General features: G+C 71.2%; 20 protein-coding genes and 2 pseudogenes. 19 read left to right on the forward strand and 3 right to left on the reverse strand.

Annotation, left to right across the window (positions count from 1 at the left end):
• The 9 genes and pseudogenes from ACZ6AA_RS01420 to truA all read left to right on the forward strand — a co-directional run.
• A pseudogene (locus ACZ6AA_RS01420) lies at nucleotides 1-95 on the forward strand (type I methionyl aminopeptidase); the annotation flags it as partial.
• A gap of 92 nt (nucleotides 96-187) precedes the next feature.
• Nucleotides 188-346, forward strand: a pseudogene (locus ACZ6AA_RS01425) (type I methionyl aminopeptidase); the annotation flags it as partial.
• A 221-nt stretch (nucleotides 347-567) separates the two neighbouring features.
• Nucleotides 568-789, forward strand: coding sequence for a translation initiation factor IF-1 (infA, locus tag ACZ6AA_RS01430; protein WP_003948620.1), 222 nt, complete (start codon nucleotides 568-570; stop codon nucleotides 787-789).
• A gap of 59 nt (nucleotides 790-848) precedes the next feature.
• Complete coding sequence (gene rpmJ, locus ACZ6AA_RS01435; protein ID WP_003948619.1) at nucleotides 849-962, forward strand: 50S ribosomal protein L36; 114 nt, start codon at nucleotides 849-851, stop codon at nucleotides 960-962.
• Between the two features lie 221 nt (nucleotides 963-1,183).
• A complete protein-coding gene (gene rpsM, locus ACZ6AA_RS01440; RefSeq protein ID WP_030359010.1) occupies nucleotides 1,184-1,564 on the forward strand; it encodes a 30S ribosomal protein S13 in 381 nt (126 codons plus the stop codon).
• Nucleotides 1,565-1,629: 65 nt separating this feature from the next.
• Entirely contained in the window at nucleotides 1,630-2,034 is a 405-nt protein-coding gene (gene rpsK, locus ACZ6AA_RS01445) for a 30S ribosomal protein S11 (protein WP_003948617.1), read from the forward strand.
• 170 nt (nucleotides 2,035-2,204) lie between these two features.
• A complete protein-coding gene (locus ACZ6AA_RS01450) occupies nucleotides 2,205-3,227 on the forward strand; it encodes a DNA-directed RNA polymerase subunit alpha (RefSeq protein WP_016645160.1) in 1,023 nt (340 codons plus the stop codon).
• Between the two features lie 178 nt (nucleotides 3,228-3,405).
• Nucleotides 3,406-3,930 carry a 50S ribosomal protein L17 gene (gene rplQ / locus ACZ6AA_RS01455; protein WP_087885486.1) on the forward strand — a complete coding sequence of 175 codons (525 nt, stop codon included), beginning with the start codon at nucleotides 3,406-3,408 and terminating at the stop codon, nucleotides 3,928-3,930.
• Nucleotides 3,931-4,002: 72 nt separating this feature from the next.
• Nucleotides 4,003-4,869 (forward strand): tRNA pseudouridine(38-40) synthase TruA, encoded by an 867-nt coding sequence (truA, locus tag ACZ6AA_RS01460; protein WP_468450718.1) that lies wholly within the window; start codon nucleotides 4,003-4,005, stop codon nucleotides 4,867-4,869.
• A 21-nt stretch (nucleotides 4,870-4,890) separates the two neighbouring features.
• On the opposite strand, the gene ACZ6AA_RS01465 is transcribed toward truA, so the two are convergent.
• Nucleotides 4,891-5,739, reverse strand: a complete 849-nt coding sequence (locus ACZ6AA_RS01465) for a hypothetical protein (protein WP_468450720.1) — start codon at nucleotides 5,737-5,739, stop codon at nucleotides 4,891-4,893.
• A 74-nt stretch (nucleotides 5,740-5,813) separates the two neighbouring features.
• On the opposite strand from ACZ6AA_RS01465, the gene ACZ6AA_RS01470 reads away from it, so the two are divergent.
• From ACZ6AA_RS01470 to glmM, 4 genes are all read left to right on the forward strand, one after another.
• Nucleotides 5,814-7,121 (forward strand): glycosyltransferase 87 family protein, encoded by a 1,308-nt coding sequence (locus tag ACZ6AA_RS01470; RefSeq protein WP_471455713.1) that lies wholly within the window; start codon nucleotides 5,814-5,816, stop codon nucleotides 7,119-7,121.
• Nucleotides 7,122-7,496: 375 nt separating this feature from the next.
• Entirely contained in the window at nucleotides 7,497-7,940 is a 444-nt protein-coding gene (rplM, locus tag ACZ6AA_RS01475; protein WP_030361395.1) for a 50S ribosomal protein L13, read from the forward strand.
• 42 nt (nucleotides 7,941-7,982) lie between these two features.
• Entirely contained in the window at nucleotides 7,983-8,507 is a 525-nt protein-coding gene (gene rpsI, locus ACZ6AA_RS01480; RefSeq protein WP_468450723.1) for a 30S ribosomal protein S9, read from the forward strand.
• A gap of 189 nt (nucleotides 8,508-8,696) precedes the next feature.
• Nucleotides 8,697-10,055 (forward strand): phosphoglucosamine mutase, encoded by a 1,359-nt coding sequence (gene glmM / locus ACZ6AA_RS01485; protein ID WP_468450725.1) that lies wholly within the window; start codon nucleotides 8,697-8,699, stop codon nucleotides 10,053-10,055.
• A 21-nt stretch (nucleotides 10,056-10,076) separates the two neighbouring features.
• Here the strand turns inward: glmM and ACZ6AA_RS01490 are convergent, their stop codons facing one another.
• Complete coding sequence (locus ACZ6AA_RS01490) at nucleotides 10,077-11,027, reverse strand: DUF389 domain-containing protein (protein ID WP_468450727.1); 951 nt, start codon at nucleotides 11,025-11,027, stop codon at nucleotides 10,077-10,079.
• Nucleotides 11,028-11,059: 32 nt separating this feature from the next.
• Nucleotides 11,060-12,067, reverse strand: a complete 1,008-nt coding sequence (gene coaA / locus ACZ6AA_RS01495) for a type I pantothenate kinase (protein WP_468450729.1) — start codon at nucleotides 12,065-12,067, stop codon at nucleotides 11,060-11,062.
• 80 nt (nucleotides 12,068-12,147) lie between these two features.
• Here coaA and glmS point away from each other — a divergent pair, with 80 nt between their 5' ends.
• The 6 genes from glmS (at nucleotide 12,148) to tsaE (ending at nucleotide 19,455) form a co-directional block, all read left to right on the forward strand.
• Nucleotides 12,148-14,004 (forward strand): glutamine--fructose-6-phosphate transaminase (isomerizing), encoded by a 1,857-nt coding sequence (gene glmS / locus ACZ6AA_RS01500; protein ID WP_468450731.1) that lies wholly within the window; start codon nucleotides 12,148-12,150, stop codon nucleotides 14,002-14,004.
• Between the two features lie 4 nt (nucleotides 14,005-14,008).
• Entirely contained in the window at nucleotides 14,009-14,377 is a 369-nt protein-coding gene (locus ACZ6AA_RS01505) for a holo-ACP synthase (RefSeq protein WP_468450733.1), read from the forward strand.
• A gap of 114 nt (nucleotides 14,378-14,491) precedes the next feature.
• Entirely contained in the window at nucleotides 14,492-16,009 is a 1,518-nt protein-coding gene (locus ACZ6AA_RS01510; protein WP_471455714.1) for an NAD(P)H-hydrate dehydratase, read from the forward strand.
• A gap of 465 nt (nucleotides 16,010-16,474) precedes the next feature.
• On the forward strand, nucleotides 16,475-17,635 hold the full coding sequence (alr, locus tag ACZ6AA_RS01515; RefSeq protein ID WP_468450736.1) for an alanine racemase: 1,161 nt from the start codon (nucleotides 16,475-16,477) through the stop codon (nucleotides 17,633-17,635).
• A gap of 13 nt (nucleotides 17,636-17,648) precedes the next feature.
• Nucleotides 17,649-18,881, forward strand: coding sequence for an alpha/beta fold hydrolase (locus ACZ6AA_RS01520; RefSeq protein WP_468450738.1), 1,233 nt, complete (start codon nucleotides 17,649-17,651; stop codon nucleotides 18,879-18,881).
• Nucleotides 18,882-18,942: 61 nt separating this feature from the next.
• Nucleotides 18,943-19,455, forward strand: coding sequence for a tRNA (adenosine(37)-N6)-threonylcarbamoyltransferase complex ATPase subunit type 1 TsaE (tsaE, locus tag ACZ6AA_RS01525; RefSeq protein WP_468450740.1), 513 nt, complete (start codon nucleotides 18,943-18,945; stop codon nucleotides 19,453-19,455).
• Nucleotides 19,456-19,543 lie beyond the last annotated feature (88 nt).

Genomic DNA, 19,543 nt, shown 5'->3' on the forward strand with positions numbered 1-19,543 from the left:
CCGAGCAGGGCCCGCTCGTCCTCACCGCCCCCGACGGCGGCAAGGCGAAGCTCGCGGAGTACGGGATCACGGCGGCGCCGGATCCGCTGGGCTGAGGCAGGGTCGGCGGACGGAGTCCGGCGCAGCCGCTCGAAGCTTGTGAGGCGCCCCGGCGCCGAGCCCGCGAGAGAGGCGTCGAGAATAGGTCGACTGGACCGTGATCACGACGGACGGCACCTGGTCCTCGCACTGGGAGCACTCGGTCGCGCTGACCGAGCAGGGCCCGCTCGTCCTCACCGCCCCCGACGGCGGCAAGGCGAAGCTCGCGGAGTACGGGATCACGGCGGCGCCGGATCCGCTGGGCTGAGCCTCGTCCGAGCCGACGGCCCGAGGCCGCCCCCGTCCGGCGGTTGCGCCGTGCCGGGCCCCTGACCGCGCCCTTGCTTAAGGATCTTCGTTGCCGGGCAGTCATACCCGATTCGTCTTTCCGAGTGCACTGACGTAGACTGACGCGTCGGCTCTCGTGCATTCGCATGTCTGCGTAACGCTCACAGAGTCGATCAAGGTAGTCGATTCGAAGGGCGAAGCGTGGCCAAGAAGCAAGGTGCCATCGAGATCGAAGGCACTGTCGTCGAGTCTCTTCCGAACGCCATGTTCAAGGTGGAGCTCCAGAACGGCCACCAGGTCCTGGCACACATCAGCGGCAAGATGCGCATGCACTACATCCGCATCCTCCCTGACGACCGGGTCGTGGTGGAGCTGTCTCCGTACGACCTGACGCGTGGCCGGATCGTCTACCGGTACAAGTAGATCTTGCCCGCATCCCGCCCCGGCGGGGTGGTGGCACTGACCCGGAGAACCTCACACCCATGAAGGTCAAGCCGAGCGTCAAGAAGATCTGCGACAAGTGCAGGGTGATCCGCCGTCACGGCCGGGTCATGATCATTTGCGACAACCCGCGCCACAAGCAGCGCCAGGGCTGACGCACGTACTGCACTCGCAGATTTTCGCGCGACGCACGTAACAGCACATGTGCAGGACCCGTCCCTCTTCAGATCCATCAGCGGTAATGGAGGGCGACACCCCCGGTCGGAGGCCGGGGACCCAGTTCGTACCGACTCTTCCCGGTGAATTTCCACCCGGAGGGGAACGGCGGTTGGGAGCGGTTCTGCTGAAGACCTCCGAGTATTAACAGGAGCCATGAATGGCACGCGTTGAAGGCGTTGACCTCCCGCGCGACAAGCGCATCGAGGTCGCGCTCACCTACGTGTTCGGCATCGGCCGGACGCTGTCCCAGCAGACGCTGGACGCCACTGGTATCGACCGCAACACCCGCGTTCGCGACCTGTCCGAAGAGGACCTGGTCAAGATCCGCGAGTACGTGGACCAGAACATCAAGACCGAGGGTGACCTCCGTCGCGAGATCCAGGCCGACATCCGCCGCAAGGTCGAGATCGGCTGCTACCAGGGCCTGCGTCACCGCCGTGGCCTGCCCGTCCGCGGTCAGCGCACCAGCACCAACGCTCGCACCCGCAAGGGCCCGCGTCGCGCCATCGCCGGCAAGAAGAAGCCGGGCAAGAAGTAGTCCTCGCTCAGCGGTCTATCGACAGCTGACGCTGCAGGACCGACCACCTCCCGTAGGAGTAATAGATGCCCCCCAAGGGTCGTCAGGGCGCTGCCAAGAAGGTGCGCCGCAAGGAAAAGAAGAACGTCGCTCACGGGCACGCCCACATCAAGAGCACGTTCAACAACACGATCGTGTCCATCACGGACCCGACCGGCAACGTGATCTCCTGGGCCTCCGCCGGCCACGTCGGCTTCAAGGGCTCGCGCAAGTCCACGCCGTTCGCCGCGCAGATGGCCGCCGAGTCGGCTGCCCGTCGCGCGCAGGAGCACGGCATGCGCAAGGTCGACGTCTTCGTCAAGGGTCCCGGCTCCGGCCGTGAGACCGCGATCCGCTCCCTCCAGGCCACGGGCCTCGAGGTCGGCTCGATCCAGGACGTCACCCCCACGCCGCACAACGGCTGCCGTCCGCCCAAGCGCCGCCGCGTCTGATTCGTCTTGGCGGTGCTCTCCGCGCAAGCGGAGGTGACCCGCGCCGCCGCGTCTGACGCACGGTTGTCTTAGGTTTTCGGGCGGTACGGCTCCTTGGAGGCGTACCGCCCGTACCCTTGTACTACTCAGGGCATCAAATAGTGGGTGCCCCTGACTGAAGGAATCACTTCATGCTGATCGCTCAGCGTCCCTCGTTGACCGAAGAGGTCGTCGACGAGTTCCGCTCCCGGTTCGTCATCGAGCCGCTGGAGCCGGGCTTCGGCTACACCCTCGGCAACTCCCTGCGCCGGACCCTGCTCTCCTCGATCCCGGGTGCGGCGGTCACGTCCATCCGCATCGACGGTGTCCTGCACGAGTTCACCACCGTGCCGGGCGTCAAGGAAGACGTCACCGACCTCATCCTGAACATCAAGCAGCTGGTCGTCTCCTCGGAGCACGACGAGCCGGTCGTGATGTACCTGCGCAAGCAGGGCCCGGGTCTGGTCACCGCCGCCGACATCGCGCCCCCGGCCGGTGTCGAGGTGCACAACCCCGACCTCGTCCTCGCCACGCTCAACGGCAAGGGCAAGCTGGAGATGGAGCTGACCGTCGAGCGCGGTCGCGGCTACGTCTCCGCCGTGCAGAACAAGCAGGTCGGCCAGGAGATCGGCCGGATCCCGGTCGACTCGATCTACTCGCCCGTCCTCAAGGTGACCTACAAGGTCGAGGCCACCCGAGTCGAGCAGCGCACCGACTTCGACAAGCTGATCGTCGACGTCGAGACCAAGCAGGCCATGCGGCCGCGTGACGCCATGGCGTCCGCCGGCAAGACGCTGGTCGAGCTGTTCGGTCTGGCCCGTGAGCTCAACATCGACGCCGAGGGCATCGACATGGGCCCGTCCCCGACGGACGCCGCGCTCGCCGCCGATCTGGCGCTGCCGATCGAGGAGCTTGAGCTCACCGTTCGGTCGTACAACTGCCTCAAGCGCGAGGGCATCCACTCGGTGGGCGAGCTTGTCGCCCGCTCCGAGGCGGACCTGCTCGACATTCGCAACTTCGGTGCGAAGTCGATCGACGAGGTCAAGATGAAGCTGAACGGTATGGGCCTGGCCCTGAAGGACTCGCCCCCCGGATTCGACCCGACCGCTGCCGCCGACGCCTTTGGCGCCGACGACGACGCGGACGCGGGCTTCGTCGAGACCGAGCAGTACTAAGAGCTCGGCGCTTGTTGCCGGATCTTGGGTGCGGGTGCGCTGTGGCTTGTCGCGCAGTTCCCCGCGCCCCTTCCGGGTCGCCCCTTCGGGGCTTCCCGGATCTCCGACGGGCAGCCGCTCGCTCGGACACTGACCCTGGTACCTAGTACGGCCGGGGCAGACCGCTAGGAGAAACACCATGCCGAAGCCCGCCAAGGGTGCCCGTCTGGGCGGCAGCGCCGCGCACGAGAAGCTTCTGCTGGCGAACCTCGCCAAGCAGCTCTTCGAGCACGGCCGCATCACCACCACCGAGGCCAAGGCCCGTCGTCTGCGTCCCTACGCGGAGCGTCTGGTCACCAAGGCGAAGAAGGGCGACCTTCACAACCGCCGCCAGGTCCTCCAGGTCATCACCGACAAGAGCATCGTGCACACGCTCTTCACGGAGATCGGCCCGCGCTACGAGAACCGCCCGGGTGGCTACACCCGTATCACCAAGATCGGTAACCGCCGTGGCGACAACGCGCCCATGGCCGTCATCGAGCTGGTGGAGGCCCTGACCGTGCAGCAGAACGCTGTCGGTGAGGCCGAGGCGGCGACCAAGCGTGCCGTCAAGGAAGACGCCCTGAAGAAGGACGAGGCCGTCGAGGCCAAGTCCGACGAGGCCGTCGAGGCCCCGGCCGAGCCCGCCGCGGACGCGGCTGGTGAGGGCGTCAAGGACGCCTGAGGCTGAGCCTTCGTGAGAGCGGGTCCGCCCTTCGGGGCGGGCCCGCTTTCGCATGCCTGAGAGGATTGCGGTGTGAGTGACGAAGTGGAGCCCGGGTTCGTCCGGGTGCGATTGGACCTGTCGTACGACGGCAGGGACTTCTCCGGGTGGGCCAAGCAGCGTGATGGCCAGCGCACCGTCCAGGGCGAGATCGAGAGTGCCCTGCGTACGGTCACGCGGTCCCAGGAGACGTACGAGCTGACGGTGGCCGGGCGGACCGACAGCGGGGTGCACGCGCGCGGGCAGGTAGCCCACGTCGACCTGCCGGAGGGCGTGTGGGCGGAGCACCGGGAGAAGCTGCTGCGGCGGCTCGCCGGGCGGCTGCCGCACGACGTGCGGGTGTGGCGGGTCGAGGAGGCCCCCGCCGGGTTCAACGCGCGCTTCGCGGCGATCTGGCGGCGGTACGCGTACCGGGTGACCGATCACCCCGGGGGCGTCGACCCGCTGCTGCGCGGGCACGTGCTGTGGCACGACTGGACGCTCGACGTCGACGCGATGAACACCGCCGCGGAGGCGCTGCTCGGGGAGCACGACTTCGCCGCGTACTGCAAGCGCCGCGAGGGTGCCACGACCATTCGTACGCTCCAGGAGCTGCGCTGGGAGCGGCATCCGGACGGGATCATCGAGGCGACCGTGAAGGCCGACGCCTTCTGCCACAACATGGTGCGGTCGCTGGTCGGGGCGATGCTGTTCGTGGGGGACGGGCACCGGCCCGCGGACTGGCCCGGCAAGGTGCTCGCCGCCGGGGTGCGGGACTCCGCCGTGCATGTGGTGCGGCCGCACGGGCTGACCCTCGAAGAGGTCGGCTACCCGGCCGACGAGTTGCTCGCGGCGCGGAGCGCGCAGGCGCGGAACAAGCGGACGCTGCCCGGGGCCGCGGGCTCGGCGGGGTGCTGCTGAGGGCTCCCGCGGCGGGCGGGACTACTCCGGGTTGTTCGCCGCCGCCGAGGCCTGGGCCTCGCCGCGGCGGTTGATCTGGTGGAACGTGAAGCGTGCGAGGTCGTCGCCGACCTCGTACGCCGAGCGGTCCTTGTTCGTGACGTCCTTGCCGTTCAGGAAGCCGGTCGTCGTGAAGTACGCGTAGCGCCCGTACGCGTTGTACGTGCCGCGGCAGACCGTCGTACGGCAGAAGCCGGACACGCCCTTGCCGGGCAGGGACGTGATCAGGCCCTTGTCGGCCTGCCGCTTGACCTTCTTGGCCTGGGCCTCGGTGTCGAAGACGGCGACGCCGACGGTGACCGCGATGCCCTTGCGGGCGTAGGTGGCGCGCAGCACCTCGGTGCACTTGTTCTTCGTCAGGATGTTGGCCAGGACCGGCTGGGCGACGGAGGCGCACTTCTTGGTGCTCGCCGTCGCGCCCTTCTTGTAGACCCGCTCCCCGGAGGTCAGCTTCGTGCCCGGGAAGAAGGACTCCGGGCCGAGCGGGGCCTTGTCCTTCTTCGCGCTGGAGATGTAGTCCTTCGGGTCCGGCGGGGGCGGGGGCGTGGTCGCCTCGAAGGACGGCTCGGGGGAGTCGCTGGCGCCGGGGATGTCGGCGCTGGTGGGCAGCTCGCTGGCGGGCTTGTTCGAGGCGGTGGCGTCGTCGCTGTTCGCGGAGACGACCGCGACGGCGACGGCCGCGGCGACGCCGATCGTGGCGAGCGCGCCGCCGCCGATCAGCAGCCACTTGCGGCGGCGGGCACGTGCCTCGGACGCCTCGGCGAGCGCCGCCCAGTCGGGGGTCTGCGAGCCCCCCGGGCCCCACTGGGGTCCCCCTTGCCCAAAGCTCATGGGCCGCATCTTAGACGGGGCGGTGGGGATGTTGAGCCGGGGTCGTGGGGCGATCTCGCCCTAGCCTGACCCGCATGGATTCGGGCAAATCGGATAGTGGCCGCTTTTCTGGTCTTGCCGCGTGGCTGGTGCGGCCTGCGGGGTGGCAGATGTGGGTCGTGCTCGGGGTCGTCCTCGGGGCGGCGGCGCTGCGGATCGCCTGGCGGGTGCCGGACGGCGGGATGGACAACGCGATCGTCGTGCGGGCCGCCGGGGCCTGGCTGGACGGGCGCTCGCCGTACGCCGACCGGCACTTCCTCTATCTGCCGGGGGCCGTGCTCGCCGCGGTGCCGCAGGCGGTGTTCCCGGGGGTGGCGCGGGTGCTCGTGCCCGTGGGGGTGGTGGGGGCGCTGGCCTCCGGGTGGTTCTGTGCGCTGCGGATCCACGGCGTGGCCTGGGGGAGCCGGTTCGCCGCGCTCGGGCTGCTCGGGCTCGTCCTGGGCTTCGCGCCCTTCGTGCACCTCGTGGAGCTCGGGAACTGGACGGTGGCGTCGGCTGTGGCCCTGCCGGTGGCGTTGCTGTGTGTCTGCCGGGGGCGGTGGGTGGTCGCCGGGGCGGTGATCGGGGTGGCTGTCGCCGTGAAGCCGCTGCTTGTGCCGGTGCTGCTGCTCTTCGTGTTCGCGCGGAAGTGGCGGGCGCTGGGGGTGGCGGTGCTTGTGCCGGTGGTCGTCTCGGTGCTCGCCGCGCTCGTCCTGCCGGATCCGGGGGGCTTCTTCACCCGGACCCTGCCGTTTCTGCTGCGGGGTGAGGATCGGTTCGTGCGGCTGTACGAGGCGTCGCCTGGGGCTGTGCTGCCTCGGGTGGGGGTGCCCGCGGTGGTGGCTTCGGTGCTCGCGGGCGGGGGTGCGTGTGTGGGGGTGTGGTGTGCGTGGCGGCGGTGGCTGGCCCCTGGGCCCTGGGCGGGTGCGGGGGCTCGCCCGGGTGTGGGGGAGCCCGGGGCGGGGCGGGTCGTGGAGACCGCGGCCGCGTTGATGCTGGCCGCGTTTCTCGTGTCCCGGCCTTCGTACGACCACTATCTGCTGGTCGTGCTGCCGCTGCTGCTGGCCGGGGGCCTGGGGGTGGGGGGTTCCGTGGTGCGGGTGCCGTGGTTCTGGGTGGCGCTGGTGCCGCAGGTGCCGGGGTTCGTGTGGGTGGGGGTGGAGGCGCTGCCGCAGCGGGCCTTTAAGGATGCGTTCACGCTCTGCGTGCTGGCGGGGGTGGTGTTCTGGTGGTGCGCCGCCGCTGGGCGCCGCCGGGGGCCTGTGCTGCCGCCGTCCGTGCCGGCGCCGTCGGTCGGGGGAGTCGATTCCGTGGCGGGTGGGCGGGCCCTGCCGGGGGCTCCCCAATCCCGCCCCTTCCCGTAACCAGGGGGCTGCCGCCCCCTGGACCCCCGCAGTCGCCGCTCCGGGGCTCGTCCTCAAGCGCCGGACGGGCTGGATGGGGGCGTGGCGGAGGCGGGAGGTGGCTCCTCGTTGTGAGGGTGGGGGGCATCGTTTTGACCCGTACGGGGCACGGCGGGTATTCTGCCTGTTCGTTATGTGTATTGGCTTTCTCATTCTCACGTGAGGGGCTCTTACACCGGCCCACCGGGCCGATGACCAGCGGCAGGACTCGGTTGCGTCACCGAGGTCCGCCAAGGCTGTCGTCCATCGTCCGAGGTGGCCTTGTCAGGACCCTTTCCCTAGGTCCGAGCTGGACCCTGGGAAACCCCACCTCTGAAGAAGCGAAGGCTACGAACCGTGCGTACGTACAGCCCCAAGCCCGGCGATGTGACCCGCCAGTGGCACGTCATCGACGCCCAGGACGTCGTCCTGGGACGCCTGGCGACCACTGCCGCCACCCTCCTGCGGGGCAAGCACAAGCCGATCTACGCGCCGCATGTCGACGCTGGTGACTTCGTCATCATCATCAACGCCGACAAGGTGCACCTGTCCGGCAACAAGCGGACCCAGAAGATGGCCTACCGCCACTCCGGCTACCCGGGCGGCCTCCGCTCGGTCCGCTACGACGAGCTGCTTGAGAAGAACCCCGAGAAGGCCGTCGAGAAGGCCGTCAAGGGCATGCTCCCCAAGAACACCCTGGGCCGTCAGATGCTCTCGAAGCTGAAGGTCTACGCGGGCGACCAGCACCCGCACGGCGCTCAGCAGCCGGTCCCGTTCGAGATCACCCAGGTCGCGCAGTAGTTCCGGCCACCCCCTAAGACGAAAAAGAATCTGAGGAGCATCGTGGCCGAGACCACCGCTGAGCAGCCGCTCGACGAGAACGCCGAGAACATCGACATCGAGTCGTACACCACCGAGTCGGACGCGCCCGTGGAGGGCGAGTACACCTCGGAGTCCAACGCCGCGCGCTTCGGCGACCCGCAGCCGGCCGCCGGCCTGGGCCGTCGCAAGAACGCCATCGCCCGCGTCCGGATCGTCCCGGGCTCCGGCAAGTGGAAGATCAACGGGCGTACGCTCGAGGACTACTTCCCGAACAAGGTCCACCAGCAGGAAGTCAACGAGCCCTTCAAGGTGCTCGAGCTTGACGACCGCTACGACGTCATCGCCCGCATCGCGGGTGGCGGCGTCTCCGGCCAGGCCGGCGCCCTGCGCCTCGGCGTGGCCCGCGCCCTCAACGAGGCCGACGTGGACAACAACCGCGGCGCCCTCAAGAAGGCCGGCTTCCTCAAGCGCGACGACCGTGCGGTCGAGCGCAAGAAGGCCGGTCTGAAGAAGGCCCGCAAGGCCCCGCAGTACAGCAAGCGCTAATCACCGCTGCCTGCTAGTACTTCTCGAACGCCCCGGCGGCACCCTGTGTGCCGTCGGGGCGTTCGTTTATCAGCACCCCATGATCTGGGGTAGAAGTTCGACAGGCTGAGCGTCCGGGACCGTGCGGTGGAGCCGCTGACGTCACCGCGTCCGCAGGACCAGCCGACACTCAATGTTCGGAGGACACCAGTGGGACGACTCTTCGGCACGGACGGTGTGCGCGGTGTCGCCAACGCGGATCTGACGGCCGAGCTCGCGCTCGGGCTCTCGGTCGCCGCGGCGCATGTGCTCGCCGAAGCGGGCACCTTCGAGGGCCATCGCCCGACGGCGGTGGTCGGGCGTGACCCGCGCGCTTCCGGGGAGTTCCTTGAGGCCGCGGTGGTCGCGGGCCTCGCGAGCGCGGGCGTGGACGTCCTGCGCGTCGGTGTGCTGCCCACCCCCGCGGTGGCGCATCTCACCGGTGCGCTGGGCGCCGACCTCGGCGTGATGCTCTCCGCGAGCCACAACGCGATGCCCGACAACGGCATCAAGTTCTTCGCCCGCGGCGGCCACAAGCTCGCCGACGACCTCGAGGACCGCATCGAGGCCGTGTACGACGAGCACCGCACCGGCGCCCCCTGGGAGCGCCCCACGGGCGCGGGCGTCGGCCGCGTGAAGACCTACGACGAGGGCTTCGACCAGTACGTGGCCCACCTCATCGCCGTCCTCCCCAACCGCCTCGACGGCCTCAAGGTCGTCCTGGACGAGGCCCACGGCGCGGCCGCGCGGGTCTCGCCCGAGGCGTTCGCCCGGGCCGGCGCCGAGATCATCACGATCGGCGCCAAGCCGGACGGCCTCAACATCAACGACGGCTGCGGCTCCACCCACCTCGACCTGCTCAAGGCCGCCGTCGTCGAGCACGGCGCCGACCTCGGCATCGCCCACGACGGCGACGCCGACCGCTGCCTGGCCGTGGACCACACCGGCGCCGAGGTCGACGGCGACCAGATCCTCGCGGTCCTCGCCCTCGCCATGCGTGAGCACGGCGTGCTGCGCAAGGACACCGTTGTCGCGACCGTCATGTCGAACCTGGGCTTCAAGCTGGCCATGGAGCGCGAGGGCCTGTCCCTGGTGCAGACGGCCGTCGGCGACCGGTACGTCCTGGAGTCGATGAAGGAGCACGGCTACGCCCTCGGCGGTGAGCAGTCCGGCCACGTCATCGTCCTGGACCACGCCACCACCGGCGACGGCACCCTCACCGGCCTGCTCCTCGCGGCCCGCGTCGCCGAGACCGGCCGTGGCCTCGCCGACCTCGCCGCCGTCATGGAGCGTCTGCCGCAGGTCCTCATCAACGTCCCCGACGTCGACAAGTCCCGGGTGAAGACCTCCGCGGAGCTGTCCTCGGCCGTCGCCGACGCCGAGCGCGAGCTGGGCCAGACCGGCCGGGTGCTGCTTCGCCCCTCCGGCACCGAGCCGCTGGTGCGCGTGATGGTCGAGGCCGCCGACATCGAGCAGGCCCGCTCCGTCGCCGGGCGCCTCGCCGACGTGGTGAAGTCCGCGCTGGGCTAGGGCCGATCCGCCGGACCGGTCCTAGGCCAGTTCGTTCTTGCGCGCGGTGCGTTCGCGCTGCCACGCCCAGAGCAGCTTCTGGGCGAGCAGCGTGAGCGTACCGGCGACGACGATGCCGAGCAGGTTGAGCAGCAGTTGTTCGGTGGAGCCCCAGGCCTGCTTGTACTCGTCGTAGCTGAAGGCGACCGCGGCGTTCGCCGCCGCGGGGACCGTCGTCACCGAGATCGCGACGCCCACCAGGGCGCCCGACTTCGCCGAGGTCAGCGAGAGCATGCCGGCGGCGCCCGCGAGGACGGCCACGACGAAGGAGAACCAGTCGGGCCGGTAGATGAAGTTGGTGTTGGGGCGCTCCGCCTCCAGCTGGGCCAGGTGGAAGAGGTCCACGCCGTCCATGAAGCGGCTGAAGCCCACCGTCACCACCATCGCCACGGCGAAGCCCACGAGCAGCGCGATCATCGAGCGCAGGGCGAGCCGGGGCGCGCGCTGCACCAGCGCCGTGCAGAAGCCCGCGAGCGGCCCGAACTCCGGGCCGACCGCCATCGCGCCGACGATCAGGATGGCGTTGTCGAGGACCACACCGCACGCGGCGATCATCGTGGCGAGCGTGATGAAGGCGACGTAGGTGACGGAGAGCGTGGACTCCTCGTGGGTGGCTTCCTCCAGGTGCTCCCACAGGACCGCGTCCGCGCCCTCGCCCGGTGCCTCGTCCTCCGCCTTGTCGGCGCGCAGCGACAGCGACAGGTCGATGTTCTCCAGGGCGATCGACCCGAACTTGTCGATCTCCAGGCCGCGCAGGTGGTCGATCAGCTCGTCGCCCGCCTCCCGGGCGACGTCGCACATGACGATGTCGCCCGAGGGGTTGCGCGCGGCGCCCGCCACGACGGCCAGGTGCGTGGTGCCCGGGGTCTTCTCGATCAGGCGCACCACGTCGTCGGTCTTGTCCGGCGGGGTGATCAGGCGCAGATGCAGCATGTCCGCACCTTAACGTGGCCCTGACACGCCCCTCAGAGCTTGCGCAGGCTCAGCCGCTGCACCTTGTGGTCGGGTCCCTTGCGGACGACGAGGGTGGCGCGGCCGCGGGTGGGGGCCACGTTCTCCAGGAGGTTGACCTTGTTGATGGTGCGCCAGGTGGTGCGGGCGTAGTCCAGGGCCTCCTCCTCGGAGACCTGGGTGTACTTGCGGAAGTACGAGGACGGGTTCTGGAAGGCCGTGGCGCGCAGCTTGCGGAAGCGGTTCAGGTACCAGCGCTCGATGTCCTCGGGGCGCGCGTCCACGTACACACTGAAGTCGAAGTAGTCGGCGAGGCCCACGCGGGTGCGGCCGTCCTTGCCGGGCAGGGCGGGCTGCAGGACGTTCAGGCCCTCGACGATGAGGATGTCCGGGCGGCGGACGGTGAGGCGCTCGCCGGGCACGATGTCGTAGATCAGGTGCGAGTAGACGGGGGCCGTCACCTCGTCCTTGCCCGCCTTGATGTCGGCGACGAAGCGGGTCAGGGCCCGCCGGTCGTAGGACTCGGGGAAGCCCTTGCGCGACATCAGGCCGCGGGCCTGCAGTTCCTTGGTGGGCAGCAGGAAGCCGTCGGTGGTGACCAGCTCCACGCGCGGGTGCTCCGGCCAGCGCGAGAGCAGGGCCTGCAGGAGGCGGGCGACCGTCGACTTGCCGACGGCCACCGAGCCCGCGACGCCTATGACGAACGGCGTGCCCGACTGCGCCGCCTTCTCGCCGGTCTCGCCCAGGAACGTGTTCAGGGCGCCGCGCAGGCCGTCCGTCGCGCCCACGTACAGATTCAGCAGGCGCGACAGCGGCAGATAGATGTCACGGACCTCGTCGAGGTCGATGACGTCGCCGAGGCCCCGCAGCTTCTCGACTTCGTCGGCTGTGAGGGGGAGCGGCGTCTTGTTGCGCAGCGCGCTCCACTCGGATCGGGTGAGGTCGACATAAGGGGTCGCCTCCGGCTTGTGCCGGTGGGCGCCCCGTGGCGCCTTCGTGGGCGCTGAGACCGAAGAGATCACATTCCATTGTTACGGCTGTTTGAACAGCTGGGCGGGTGGGGTGCGTCACCTTGGTCGATACGCGTCGTACTCTTCCCGTTATGTGCGGAATCGTCGGATACGTCGGCTCACAGTCGGCGCTCGAAGTGGTGCTCGCCGGGCTGAGACGCCTGGAGTACCGGGGATACGACTCGGCCGGAGTGGCCGTACTCGCCGACGGCGGCATCGCCTCGGCCCGCAAGTCCGGCAAGCTCGTCAACCTGGAGAAGGCCCTGGTGGACCGGCCCCTCCCGGCGGGCGCCACCGGCATCGGACACACCCGCTGGGCCACCCACGGCGGCCCCACCGACGCCAACGCCCACCCCCACCTCGACAACGCCGGGCGCGTCGCCGTCGTCCACAACGGCATCATCGAGAACTTCGCCGCCCTGCGGGCCGAGCTGGCCGGGCGCGGGCACGTCCTCGGCTCCGAGACCGACACCGAGGTCGTCGCCCACCTCCTCGCCGAGGAGTTCTCCGGCTGCGCCGACCTCGCCGAGGCCATGCGGCTGGTGTGCCGGCGGCTCCAGGGCGCGTTCACGCTGGTCGCCGTGCACGCCGACGCCCCGGACGTGGTGGTGGGCGCCCGCCGGAACTCGCCCCTCGTGGTCGGCGTGGGCGAGGGCGAGGCCTTCCTCGCCTCCGACGTCGCCGCGTTCATCGCGCACACCCGGTCCGCCATCGAGCTGGGGCAGGACCAGGTCGTCGAGGTGCGGCGGGACGGTGGCGTCGGGGTCACCGTCACCGACTTCGACGGGCGCCCCGCCGAGGTGCGGCACTTCCGCGTCGACTGGGACGCGGCCGCCGCCGAGAAGGGCGGGTACGCCTCCTTCATGCACAAGGAGATCGCCGAGCAGCCGCGCGCCGTCGCCGACACCCTGCTCGGCCGCATCGGCGCGGACGGCGCGCTCACCCTCGACGAGCTGCGCATCCCCGCCGCCGAGCTGTGCGAGGTCGACAAGGTCGTGGTCGTCGCCTGCGGGACCGCCTTCCACGCCGGGCTCATCGCCAAGTACGCCATCGAGCACTGGGCGGGGCTGCCCTGCGAGGTGGAGCTGGCCAGCGAGTTCCGCTACCGCGATCCGATCCTCGACGCCCGCTCCCTCGTCATCGCCGTCTCCCAGTCCGGCGAGACCATGGACACCCTCATGGCGCTCCGGCACGCCCACGAGCAGGGCTCCCGCGTCCTCGCCATCTGCAACACCAACGGCTCCACGATCCCGCGCGAGTCCGACGCCGTGCTCTACACCCACGCCGGGCCCGAGGTCGCCGTCGCCTCCACCAAGGCGTTCCTCACCCAGCTCGTCGCCTGCTATCTGGTCGCCCTCTACCTCGGGCAGGTGCGCGGCACCAAGTGGGGCGACGAGGTACTCGGCGTCGTCCGGGACCTGGCCGACATCGGCGACGCGGTCGAGCGGGTGCTGGCCGGGATGGAGCCCGTCCGCGCGCTCGCCCGGTCCCTCGCCGGGGCCGGGACCGTGCTCTTCCTGGGGCGGCACGTGGGGTATCCCGTCGCCCTCGAGGGCGCCCTCAAGCTCAAGGAACTCGCCTACATGCACGCCGAGGGCTTCGCCGCCGGGGAGCTGAAGCACGGGCCCATCGCCCTCGTGGAGGAGGGCCTGCCCGTCGTCGTGGTCGTGCCCTCGCCCCGGGGGCGCTGCGTCCTCCACGACAAGATCGTCTCCAACATCCAGGAGATCCGGGCCCGGGGCGCCCGCACCATCGTGATCGCCGAGGACGGCGACGACGCGGTGCTCCCGTACGCCGACCACGTCATCCGCGTGCCCGTTACGCCTACGCTGCTTCAGCCCCTCGTGACCACGGTGCCGTTGCAGGTCTTCGCCTGCGAGCTGGCCGTGGCCCGGGGCAATGAGGTCGATCAGCCTCGGAATCTGGCCAAGTCGGTGACTGTGGAGTGAGTTTGTGATCATTGGGGTCGGGATTGACGTGGCCGAGATCGAGCGGTTCGCCGCCTCGTTGGAGCGGACGCCCGGGATGCGGCAACGGCTCTTCGTCGAGCGGGAGTTGTTCCTGCCCGGCGGGGAGCCTCGCGGTGTCGCCTCCCTCGCCGCCCGCTTCGCCGCGAAGGAGGCTCTCGCCAAGGCCCTTGGTGCGCCTGCCGGGCTGCGGTGGACCGATGCCGAGGTGTACGTCGAGGACAGTGGGCAGCCTCGGCTGCGCGTCTCGGGGACCGTTGCCGCTCGGGCCGAGGCCCTGGGCGTGCGGGGGTGGCATGTTTCCTTGAGTCATGACGCGGGGGTGGCTTCTGCTGTGGTGATTGCCGAGGGGTAGGGGGCGGGAGGGAGGGGGGGGTAGAGAGCGGGGGCGGGGGAGGCGGTTGGTGGTTGGGGAGGGGCTGGGTCTCTCTTTGAGGCGTGGCGTTCCTCCTTGCGGGAGACTTGGGGGATGCGTACTGCGTACTGCGTGGAGAGTGTCCGGGCCGCCGAGCATGCGTTGATGGCCCGCGTGCCGGACGGCGCCCTGATGCAGCGGGCCGCCGCCGGGCTCGCCGTCGCCTGCGGGCAGTTGCTCGGCAAGGTGTACGGGGCCCGTGTCGTCCTTCTCGTCGGCAGCGGGGACAACGGGGGTGACGCCCTGTACGCCGGGGCCCGGCTTGCTCGGCGCGGGGCCGGGGTTACTGCCGTGCTGCTTGCTCCGGAGCGGGTTCATGGGGGTGGGCTTGCTGCGTTTCGGGGGGCTGGGGGGCGGGTTGTTGATGCTTTGGGGGGTGCAGGGGGTGCAGGGGGTGCAGGGGGTGCAGGGGGTGGCGGTGGTGCCGGGGGCTCTGTCCCCGGGGAAGTCGCGCTCGGCGCTGTCGGGCGGGCCCAGCTCGTCGTCGACGGGATCGTCGGCATCGGTGGCAAGGGTGGGCTGCGGCCCCTCGCCGCCCGGCTCGTGCGCGCCGCCGAGGACTCCGGCGCCCTGATCGTCGCCGTCGACCTGCCCAGCGGCGTCGACGCCGACACCGGGCAGGTGTCCGGGGACGCCGTGCGCGCCGACGCGACCGTGACCTTCGGGACGTACAAGCCCGGGTTGCTCGTCGACCCCGGGCGCGAGTACGCCGGGGCCGTCCGGCTCGTCGACATCGGGCTCGACGGTGAACTCGCCCCGCGCGACGCCGCGCTCGAAGCCCTTCAGTACGTCGACGTCGACCGGCTGCTGCCCGTGCCCGGACCCGCGAGCGACAAGTACCGGCGCGGGGTCGTCGGCATCGTCGCCGGGTCCGCCCGCTACCCGGGCGCCGCCGTCCTCTCCGTCGCCGGTGCCCTGCGCGGTGGGGCCGGAGCCGTTCGGTACGTCGGGCCCGCCGCCGACGCCGTCATCGCCCGCTTCCCCGAAGCCCTCGTGTCCGACGGGCCGCCCGCCAAGGCCGGGCGGGTGCAGGCCTGGGTGGCCGGGCCCGGGCTCGGGGACGACGCGGGGCGGCTGCGGGACGTCGTCGCCGCCGATGTGCCCGTCCTCATCGACGCCGACGGGCTGCGGCTCGTCGACCCCGACGCCGTGCGGGGGCGTGCCGCGCCCACCCTGCTCACGCCGCATGCCGGGGAGGCGGCCGCGTTGCTCGGGGTGTCGCGGGGTGAGGTCGAGGGGGCTCGGCTCGATGCTGTGCGGGAGCTGTCGGTTCGGTACGCGGCCACGGTGCTGTTGAAGGGGTCGACCACGTTGGTCGCCTCGCCGGGTGGGGGCGGGGCGGTGCGGGTCAATCCGACGGGGACGTCGTGGCTGGCCACGGCCGGGAGCGGGGATGTGCTCTCGGGGCTTGCCGGGTCGTTGCTGGCCGCTGGGCTGGATGCTCGGGACGCGGGGGCCGTGGGGGCGTTCCTGCACGGGCTCGCTGCGCGGCTCGCGGCTGAGGGGGCGCCGGTGGGGGCCCAGGATGTCGCCGACGCGGTGCCCCTGGCCTGGCGGGACGTACGGGGGTAGCTCGGGCGGCGGATGTGTGTGGTTGCTGTCCTTCGCCTCCTGTCCGGTTGGTGGGGCGGGGCCGTGCCGGTATGTCCGTGCTCGCGTGTGCGTCATCGCCAACGTTTTGCTTTACGCCCATCGTGGTGGGCCGAGCTGCGCGCGGACATACCGGCACGTCCCCTCCGGTTCGGATGGCGGGGATCGGTCCGGTGGGGGTTCCCCGTTCGGCCAACGGTCCGGTGGGGCCGGGCGTCCGGTCTTCGGTCCGGTGGGGTTCCCCTTCCGGCCTTCGGTCCGGTGGCGGGCGGCGGCCACTGTCCGCCCCCACCCTGTGGGCACAGCCCCGGCCGACGGTGCCCATGATGTGGGGAGGGCTCCGTCCGGTCTCCGGACCCAGGTCGAGGGTGGGTGTGAGGCCCACGGGGCGGGGGTGGGACGGGTGTGGGCCCCCGGCCAGGTTTGGCTCTGAGAGACTTGGGGGCGATGACTGAGACTGGACTGCCGCGCGTGCGCGCCGAGATCGACCTCGCCGCCCTGAGGGCCAACGTGCGTACGCTCCGCGCCCACGCCCCCACGGCCGCCTTCATGGCCGTGGTGAAGGCGGACGGCTACGGCCACGGAATGATCCCGTGCGCCCGTGCGGCCCTGGAGGCGGGCGCCACCTGGGTGGGCACCGCCACCCCGGAAGAGGCCCTGGCCCTGCGCGCGGCCGGCATCGGCGGCCGCGTGATGTGCTGGCTGTGGACCCCGGGCGCCCCCTGGCGCGAGGCCGTCGAGGCCGACGTGGACGTGTCGGTGAGCGGCATGTGGGCCCTGCGCGAGGTCACCGCGGCCGCCCGCGCGGCGCAGCGTACGGCCCGCGTCCAGTTGAAGGCGGACACCGGCCTCGGCCGCAACGGCTGCATGCCGGAGGACTGGCCAGAGCTGATCGCGGCGGCCCTGCGCGCCGAGGCGGACGGCCTGGTCAAGGTCACCGGACTGTGGTCCCACTTCGCCTGCGCCGACGAGCCCGGGCACCCCTCCATCAAGAGCCAGCTCGATGTCTTTCGGGAGATGGTCGCGTACGCGGAGGAGGAGGGGATAAGGGCCGAGGTCCGGCACATCGCCAACTCCCCGGCCACGCTCTCGCTCCCCGAGACCCACTTCGACCTCGTCCGGCCCGGCATCGCCATGTACGGCGTCTCGCCGAGCCCCGAGATCGGCACCCCGCAGGACTTCGGGCTGCGGCCCGTCATGACGGTCGCCGCCGCCCTGGCCTCGGTCAAGCACGCCCCGGCCGACCACGGCGTGAGCTACGGCCACCACTACACCACCCCCGTCGCCACCACCCTCGGCCTGGTCCCGGCCGGGTACGGCGACGGCATCCCCCGGCACGCCTCCGGCTCCGGCCCCGTCCTGGTGGCCGGCAAGTGGCGTACCGCGGCGGGCCGTATCGCCATGGACCAGTTCGTGGTCGACCTGGGCGGCGACGAGCCCGAGGTCGGGGCGGAGGCCGTGCTCTTCGGGGCCGGGGACCGGGGCGAGCCGACCGCCGAGGACTGGGCGCGCGCGGCGGGCACCATCGCGTACGAGATCGTGACTCGCATCGGTTCCCGCGTCCCGCGCGTCTATGTCGACGAGCGGCACAGCGGCAGCGACGACTGAAGAGGAGCGGCACGTGGGCGAGGGCAGCACGGGGGCGGCCGCCGCGGACTTGGCGGCCGAAGTGGCCGAGGCCGCCGGTTCGGCGGGCAGCAACTGGCGGCGGGCCGGTCTCGCGGGCGCCGCCATAGGAGTCATCGCCGCGGGCGCCGCGGCCGGCGTCGCCATCGAGCGGATGACGGTCGGGCGCGGCATGCGCAAGAAGGCCCGCCTCGCCCTCGACGCCTCCGGGCCCTACGGCTCGCTCCGCGGCATGCCCGGCAAGGCCTACGCCGACGACGGCACGGAGCTCGCCTACGAGGTCGACGAGGTGGGGGACGGGAGCGGCGAGGGGGCCGGCGACGCGGCGCAGGTGCCCCGGCGGCTGCGGCTCTTCGGGCGCAAGGCCCCCGACCCCGTCACCGTCGTTTTCAGCCACGGCTACTGCCTCAGCCAGGACTCCTGGCACTTCCAGCGCGCCGCGCTGCGCGGTGTGGTGCGCTGCGTCTACTGGGACCAGCGCAGCCACGGCCGCTCCGGCCGCGGCATGGCCCAGATCCACGACGACAAGCCCGTCTCCATCGACCAGCTCGGCCGGGACCTGAAGGCCGTGATCGACGCGGCCGCGCCCGCCGGGCCGCTCGTGCTCGTCGGCCACTCCATGGGCGGCATGACCACGATGGCCCTCGCCGACCAGTTCCCGGAGCTGATCCGGGAGCGGGTCGTGGGTGTGGTCCTCGTCGGTACTTCGTCCGGGAAGCTCGGCGAGGTCAGCTTCGGGCTTCCCGTCGCGGGGATGAACGCCGTCCGGCGTGTGCTGCCCGGGGTCCTGAAGGCCCTCGGCTCGCAGGCCGACCTGGTGGAGAAGGGGCGCCGCGCCACCGCCGACCTGTTCGCTGGCATCATCAAGCGCTACTCCTTCGCCTCCAGGGACGTCGACCCCGCCATCGCCCGGTTCGCGGAGCGGCTCATCGAGTCCACACCGATCGACGTGGTCGCGGAGTTCTACCCGGCGTTCGCCGAGCACGACAAGGCCGAGGCCCTCACCCACTTCGCGGGGCTGCCCGTGCTCGTCCTCGCGGGTGACAAGGACCTGGTCACCCCGAGCGAGCACAGCGAGGCCATCGCGGACCTGCTGCCGGACGCCGAACTCGTGCTCGTCCCCGACGCCGGGCACCTGGTGATGCTCGAACACCCCGAGGCGGTCACCGACCGCATCGCCGATCTGCTGGTCAGGGCCAAGGAACAGGCGCGCAGCGCGGCCATGTGAGACGCCGGGCGCGGTGTCGGCGGGACCGGAGCGGGCGCGCCGAGCGGCTAACGTTTCCGTCATGGAAGCACCGCACAGCCCGGCCCCCGCCACCGCTCTCGAGCTCACCGTGAACTCGCCCGGGCAGATGGGCGAGTTGGGCCGCCGCCTGGCCAAGATCCTGCGCCCCGGAGACCTCGTCATGCTCACCGGTGAGCTGGGCGCGGGCAAGACGACGCTCACCCGCGGGCTCGGGGAGGGCCTCGGCGTGCGCGGCGCCGTCACCTCCCCGACGTTCGTCATCGCCCGCGTCCACCCGTCCCTCGGCGACGGTCCGCCGCTGGTCCACGTGGACGCGTACCGCCTGGGCGGCGGGCTCGACGAGATGGAGGACCTGGACCTCGACGTGTCCCTGCCGGACTCCGTGATCGTCGTCGAGTGGGGCGACGGCAAGGTCGAGGACCTCTCGGAGGACCGGCTGCACGTCCTCATCCACCGGGCCGTCGGGGACACCACCGACGAGGTGCGCGAGGTGACGCTGCGCGGGATCGGCGACCGGTGGGCCGGGGCCGATCTGACGGTTCTCTCGGCCTGAGGGTTTTCGTACGGCTGTTTGCGGAGTCGCGGGCGCGTGGGCGTCCTGTGTGGCTGCGGGTGTCGGGAGTCTCGGGGGTGTCGGCGCG

The organism is Streptomyces sp. NPDC040610 (assembly GCF_055594065.1).